4 protein-coding genes and 1 pseudogene are annotated in these 5627 nt (G+C 63.5%); 3 read left to right on the top strand and 2 right to left on the bottom strand.

Annotated elements, in window-relative coordinates:
* Nucleotides 1-1179: 1179 nt before the first annotated feature.
* From FZC61_RS22740 to FZC61_RS22730, 3 genes are all read left to right on the top strand, one after another.
* On the top strand, nucleotides 1180-2883 hold the full coding sequence (locus FZC61_RS22740) for a deaminase (RefSeq protein WP_148616553.1): 1704 nt from the start codon (nucleotides 1180-1182) through the stop codon (nucleotides 2881-2883).
* Nucleotides 2884-2973: 90 nt separating this feature from the next.
* A complete protein-coding gene (locus tag FZC61_RS22735) occupies nucleotides 2974-3165 on the top strand; it encodes a hypothetical protein (protein ID WP_148616552.1) in 192 nt (63 codons plus the stop codon).
* Nucleotides 3166-3215: 50 nt separating this feature from the next.
* On the top strand, nucleotides 3216-3434 hold the full coding sequence (locus FZC61_RS22730) for a DUF1508 domain-containing protein (protein ID WP_148616551.1): 219 nt from the start codon (nucleotides 3216-3218) through the stop codon (nucleotides 3432-3434).
* A 427-nt stretch (nucleotides 3435-3861) separates the two neighbouring features.
* Here the strand turns inward: FZC61_RS22730 and FZC61_RS22725 are convergent.
* Nucleotides 3862-5077: pseudogene (locus tag FZC61_RS22725) on the bottom strand (IS3 family transposase).
* A 339-nt stretch (nucleotides 5078-5416) separates the two neighbouring features.
* Nucleotides 5417-5627, bottom strand: a 211-nt coding sequence (locus tag FZC61_RS23295; protein WP_170286247.1) for a hypothetical protein, incomplete at its 5' end; no start/stop codon positions are given.

The raw sequence follows: 5627 nt of genomic DNA, 5'->3' as shown, positions 1-5627 counted from the left end.
ACGGCTCGAACACCTCCGTGGCTCAGCCCTCGGATTCCGCAACCTCACCAACTACATCGCCAGATCGCTCCTGGAATCCGGGGGCTTCGGACCCCAACTACACCCCGGATTGTGAAGAGCCACATTGCCGGACTCGTTGACCACAGCGCGCGAGTACCGATCCCACAGAACACGATCATCCCCGTCAACCTCTGCCTGCGTCGACGGCTCCGCGTCGGATACGCCCACCGGCAAGGCAGGACCAGCCGCCACGGACCCACCACCAGTGCGCCAACGCCAGACGCATCCGAAGGCTGAACTGCGGCAACTACTAGGCTGATAGACACTGCTAAAACGACGATCGAACGAGCAGGTATCCGGATCATGATGCTCCCGAGGGAAGGGTCAAGCAAAGCCGCTCGATCCCGCCACAAGCCGGTCACAAACGGGATGGGATCGCACAAATAGGTGGCGTTCCGTGGCGTGCTGCAATTATCGGCGCGCGAAGCGCTCTGGTGATTCGTACCATCCCGTGACGGCGGCGGGGGTGTCGACGTACTTCTCTGTACTGCTCTGGGCGACGTCAATCCCGGTGGGTGCCGGCGGGTACAGCAGGGCAATGAAGCCTCGTCACCGGTAGCGACGTTAGACGACTCGCCACTCGTTGTGGGCTCGTAGGCGCGCGGAGATTACCACTACGGGAAGACCTGATGCGCGAACCCTCGCACACCGATCGAAGGTGCACCCTCGAGCTGCACCCAGCTCAGCGGTGACCAGCCGGTTGCAGACCATGGAAGAGCCACACCGAGCCTGCTGGTGGGCAGCCGCACAGAGGGCCACCGACCAGTCACCGAGGTCGCAGTCTGGCCAGACCCCGGTCCTGGGTCGAGTCTCTAGTAGCCGCCCTGCGCGCGGTCGTGCCCGGAGTCAGGTGTGCTGCATAGTGCATCACCAGGTCGTCATGGACCGGCGGACCTGCATTTTTGCCGTTGAGCCCGCCCTTCTTCCCGAACACAGACCACCAGCAAGGGTCGGAGCAGATCTTCCACGCGGCGCGTTCGGCCATCGGCTCACCGGCGTCGCGTGCCTCAACGATGAGGAACCGGTAGCAGATCCGTTGGCTGGCGAACCTGACCGGGGAAAAGATAGGCACGTCGGCTTTTCGTGGCGCACAGGGTGACCAGCATCTAAGGTATCGCGGTGAGCGGCGACGATTGCACGGACGACACGGCGGGGCCGAAGACCGACCCGGAGGAAGGCGTGTCACGCTCAGATGAGGCGGCCACCGAGCAGGTCGATGACGTGGCGGGGAACCTCAAGGACCCACCGACGGATGGCGCGGACGAGGCGGACGAGGCGGACGAGGCGGACGTTGCTGGCTTTACCTGGCGGCGTGACACGCCCGAGATGACGGGTTCCCTCGAGGTCGTCGTGGCCCTGGTGGCACCCATCGGAAGCCCGACAACCAAGGTCTACGAGATCCTAGCCAGAGCTTTCAGGGCAAACGATTACACCCCCGAGCTCATTCAGATCAGTGAAATTCTCGATTTGGCCTTAAAAACGCCCAAGAGGGACCGCAATTCGGACCGTTGGACGCGGTTGATGAACAAAGGCGACAAACTGCGGAAGAGGTACAACGATCAGGCAGCCGCAGCATTGATGGCGGCGATCGCCATCAACAAATCGCGTCGAGCGCAGGCTGGGGCCGCAAGCAACCGCCACCTGCACGTATCGATCATTAGGTCACTCAAGCGCGAGGAGGAAGTGCGCGTCCTACGCCAGATTTACGGTGAGAGGCTCATCGTAATCGGGATCAGCACCCCCGAGTTGCAACGACGCAAGATGGTCGAAAAGACGCTAAGGCGTGACTTCAATCCGAGTAAGGCGAAAGCACTCGCCGCGCGACTAATCGAACGCGACGAGGACGACGAGGTAACCGCCTCCGGGCAACGGGTCCGCGACGCCTTCGAACAGTGCGACGCCTACCTCAGTGGTCGTCCGACGGAGATCCAAACGGACGCGGTGCGGGTCGTCGAGCTGCTCTTGGGTCAACCCTGGTCGACGCCTTTGCGCGACGAGCAGGGAATGTACCACGCACACGCCGCGATGTTCAGGTCCTCAGCGGCTGGCCGACAGGTCGGCGCCGCGATCGTCGACGACCTTGGGGAGGTGGTCGCGGTCGGGTGCAACGATGTCCCGCGACCTCACGGAGGTCAGTTTTGGCCCGGCGATGACAAAGACAGACGCGACTTCCGCCTTGCCACCGACGCCAACGACGCCGGGAAGTTCGACGCCGTCAGGGAGCTCCTAACTGGTCTGGCGCGGAGCGGCTGGCTCACAAGATCCTACGAGAAACTTGACGATGAGGAACGCGCTGAACTAGCTCTTGTCAAGGCCGGCCCCCTCGGCGGTACGCGTGTCCGGAATTTGATCGAATTCGGACGCATCCTCCATGCAGAGATGGCGGCTCTGATGACCTCGGCGCGCGAGGGCCGGCCGGTGAGGGGCTGCACTCTTTACACAACCACCTACCCTTGTCACGAATGCATGCGCCTGATCATCGGCTCCGGAATTCGCAGGGTCGTCTACATAGATCCCTACCCGAAGTCACTGGCCGCGGAGCTATTCGACGAGATGATCGGGGAGACAGTTTCCCCGGAAATCGTCCAGGTCGTCCCGTTCACCGGTGTGGCCCCACGTCTCTTCCCTCGCGTGTTCGAGCTCAGCAACCGAGCGAAGGACCTACGGGGTACCTATATGGACTGGACCGACAAGTCGCTTCGAACGATCAACCCCGAGTTCAGCAGCAGCATCGTGGCCCAGGAGGAGGCCGCGATCGAGTACATGGGGAGAAGGCGGGCCGCGGACGACACGTCCGAGACTCCGGCCGATAGAAAGAACTGACGACCTCCCGCATAGTCCACATGAACACACCGACCCAAGGCTCAGGCGAGCCGCCGACACAACCAGATCCCAATGAGTCAGGATGGACCCATGGCCGACAAGCGCAAGCGCACCCAGGAGACCTCAGGAGGGAGCTTGTTCTCGCAGGGATGGCTCGATCGACACATCGATCTGGTCACTGCCGAGATCGCCCAGCGACCCCTCGCTCAGCGGCCTCATCTGACGGGCGCGCGATCCGAGGTCATGCACGCGACCCGCTGGGACCTCCCGCGCAAAAAATAGCCAGTTTGATACTGGCGGAGACTGTCCGCGGTGGCCGGTAGCGTCGTGCCATGGCCCGCGAACACTCTCAGTCGCCCTCGATCAAGCGCGTCCTGTATGTGCGCACCGACGGGCGGTGGGCTTGGAGACTCGTCGTCAATGGCAACATCGTCGCCACAGACGGCGGGCAGGGCTACGAGGACGAGGAGACGTGCCGCACGATGGCCGACCGTGTCGTCAGCGGTTTTTATGCGGACGCCAGCAAACGGATCCTTCGCCCAAAGAGCTGAAGTGACTGGTGGCCTTAGCCGACCGTCGTCATGGTCGTCGCAGCCCACCACAGCGCGTCGCCGAATGTCGTGGTGTTTGTTTCGCCGGAATCACGCTCCACGTCGATCACGGCCCGGCCGCGAGACCGATGGCTGCCACCGCCGTTCCGATGACATAGCTCGTGACGCGACCAGCGAGCGTGCTCGCAAACCCTCGGTGGAAAATCTGAGCGAACGCTAGGAGCCGCAGCCGCCGAGCGGGCCCAGCATCGGCAGCGCGATAAGAGCGACGTCGGACCAGTGCTGCCGTGCATAATCAGCGTTAGCCTCAGCTAGCCACAGCCGCGCGACGAAGTCGGCGACACAGACGGTCCAGACTGCGCCACGAAGCAAGACTTGGCCCGCTTCGAGCGAACGGGTCTGCTGCACGAACGGGTGACAGTTTTAGTTAGGCCGCCTGGATGGCAGCGGGCTTCATGATCAACTCGTATTCGACCGGGGTCAACCGTCCGAGCGCGGCCCGGCGACGGCGTCGGTGGTAGGTCCTCTCGGTCCAGGTCACGATCGCGATACGCAGCTCTTCGCGGGTGTTCCAGACGCGGCGGTCGAGGACGTTCTTCTGCAGCAGCGAGAAGAAGGACTCCATGGCGGCGTTGTCGCGGCCGCGCCGACTCGGCCCATCGAGCCGACCATCTGGTGCCGGTTGAGTTGGTGGACCAGCTTCCTGGACCGAAACTGCGACCCACGGTCGGTGTGCAGCACACAGCCGGCCACATCCGCACCTTCAGCGCGGCGGCGGGCAACGGCTTTGTCGAGCGCAGCGACGGCGATCTGTGACTTCATCCGTGAGTCGATGGAGTAACCGGCGATTTGGTTGGAGTAAGCGTCCTTGACCGCGCAAGGTAAAGCTTGCCTTCGCGGGTCCAGTGCTCGGTGATGTCGGCCAGCCACAGCCGGTTCGGAGCGTCGGCGGTGAAGTCCCGCTCAACCAGGTCGTCATGAACCGGCGGGCCTGGCTTCTTGCCGTTGCCGCCGCGCTTCTTGCCGAACACAGACCACCAGCCAAGCTCGGAGCAGATTTTCCACGCGGTGCCGCCGTCGAGGGTCACCCCGGCCTCGCGTTCAGCCATCGGCTCACCTGCTTCACGGGCCTCGTCGAGCAGGAACCGGTAGCCGAACTCGGGGTCGTCGCGGTTGGCGTCGAACAGGGCGTTTTCGCGGTAGGCGGCGATGAGTTCGGCGTCGGTGACCGGGCACTTCAGCCAGCGGTAGTAGGGCTGGCGAGCGATCTTGAGGACCCGGCACGTCACCGCGACGGGGATCCCCCCTCAGCGGCTAGCTCGCGGACGAGCGAGTGTACATGATTTTCCCGGCAGATGTGCTTGCGAGAGATAGGCGGCCGCGCGGCGCAGGACCTCGTTCTCCTGCTCGAGGAGCTTGATCCGCTGGATCCGTTTGTTCGCCTCACGTAGCGCGTCGGACTCGCTGGAGGACTGGGGCGAGTCAGACGGCCGGGTCGGGTCCTTCTCGTCGATCGCGAGCCACCGCTTCACGCACGACGGCGAGATGCCGAAGTCCTTCGCGACCTGGGCCATCGAGGCATCGGAGTCGCGGTAGACCCGGATCACGTCCTCGCGGAACTCCTTGGGAAACGCCTTCGGCATGGTGGACATCCTTCCAGCGTCGACACACATCGACGCAGATCAGAGGTCACTTATCCGTGCAGCAGACCCGCCCGATGACGCCAGTGCCCCGGGCCCACGCTTCTACGCAGGGCGATGCACAGGCGCCCTCGTGCAGGTAGGAAGTTCCTGGCGACGCCCAACGAACCGCAGGCCGCTTCATAATCGGACCATGGCTTCATAGAGCTTCATAGTTCGGGTTGACCGCGGCCAAGTTGAGAACCGATGCCGGCACGATCCAGCGAGTCGCTAAGCAGCTGGGGTACGGGTGTAGGCGTCTCGTTCGGGCAGGTCGATGGCGGATCTCCGCATCGGTCAGGCTCAGCGGCTGAACAGTGGGACGGAGGTGGCGCGAATTTCGTCAATGGCGGCACCCGCGCGGGGGTCGTCGGAAACGATGTCGACGTTGTAGCCGAGGAGCGCTTCTAGGAGCCTGCTGAACAAAGGGCGCGCCTGAGCGACTCGTCGGGGTTGGGCTGAAATCATGTGGTTGTGCAGGGTGAGGCTGATCGCCAGCGGGATCTGATGGATG

It is taken from the genome of Nocardioides rubriscoriae (assembly GCF_008087085.1).
Taxonomy (GTDB): Bacteria; Actinomycetota; Actinomycetes; order Propionibacteriales; family Nocardioidaceae; genus Nocardioides; species Nocardioides rubriscoriae.
Note: the sequence above shows the minus strand (reverse complement) of the source record. Positions and strands in the feature narration are given on the sequence as shown.

Coding starts and splice junctions, on each gene's coding strand:
- FZC61_RS22730 (WP_148616551.1), top strand. CDS start 3,216: ATGGCCCGCGAACACTCTCAGTCGCCCTCGATCAAGCGCGTCCTGTAT.
- FZC61_RS22735 (WP_148616552.1), top strand. CDS start 2,974: ATGGCCGACAAGCGCAAGCGCACCCAGGAGACCTCAGGAGGGAGCTTG.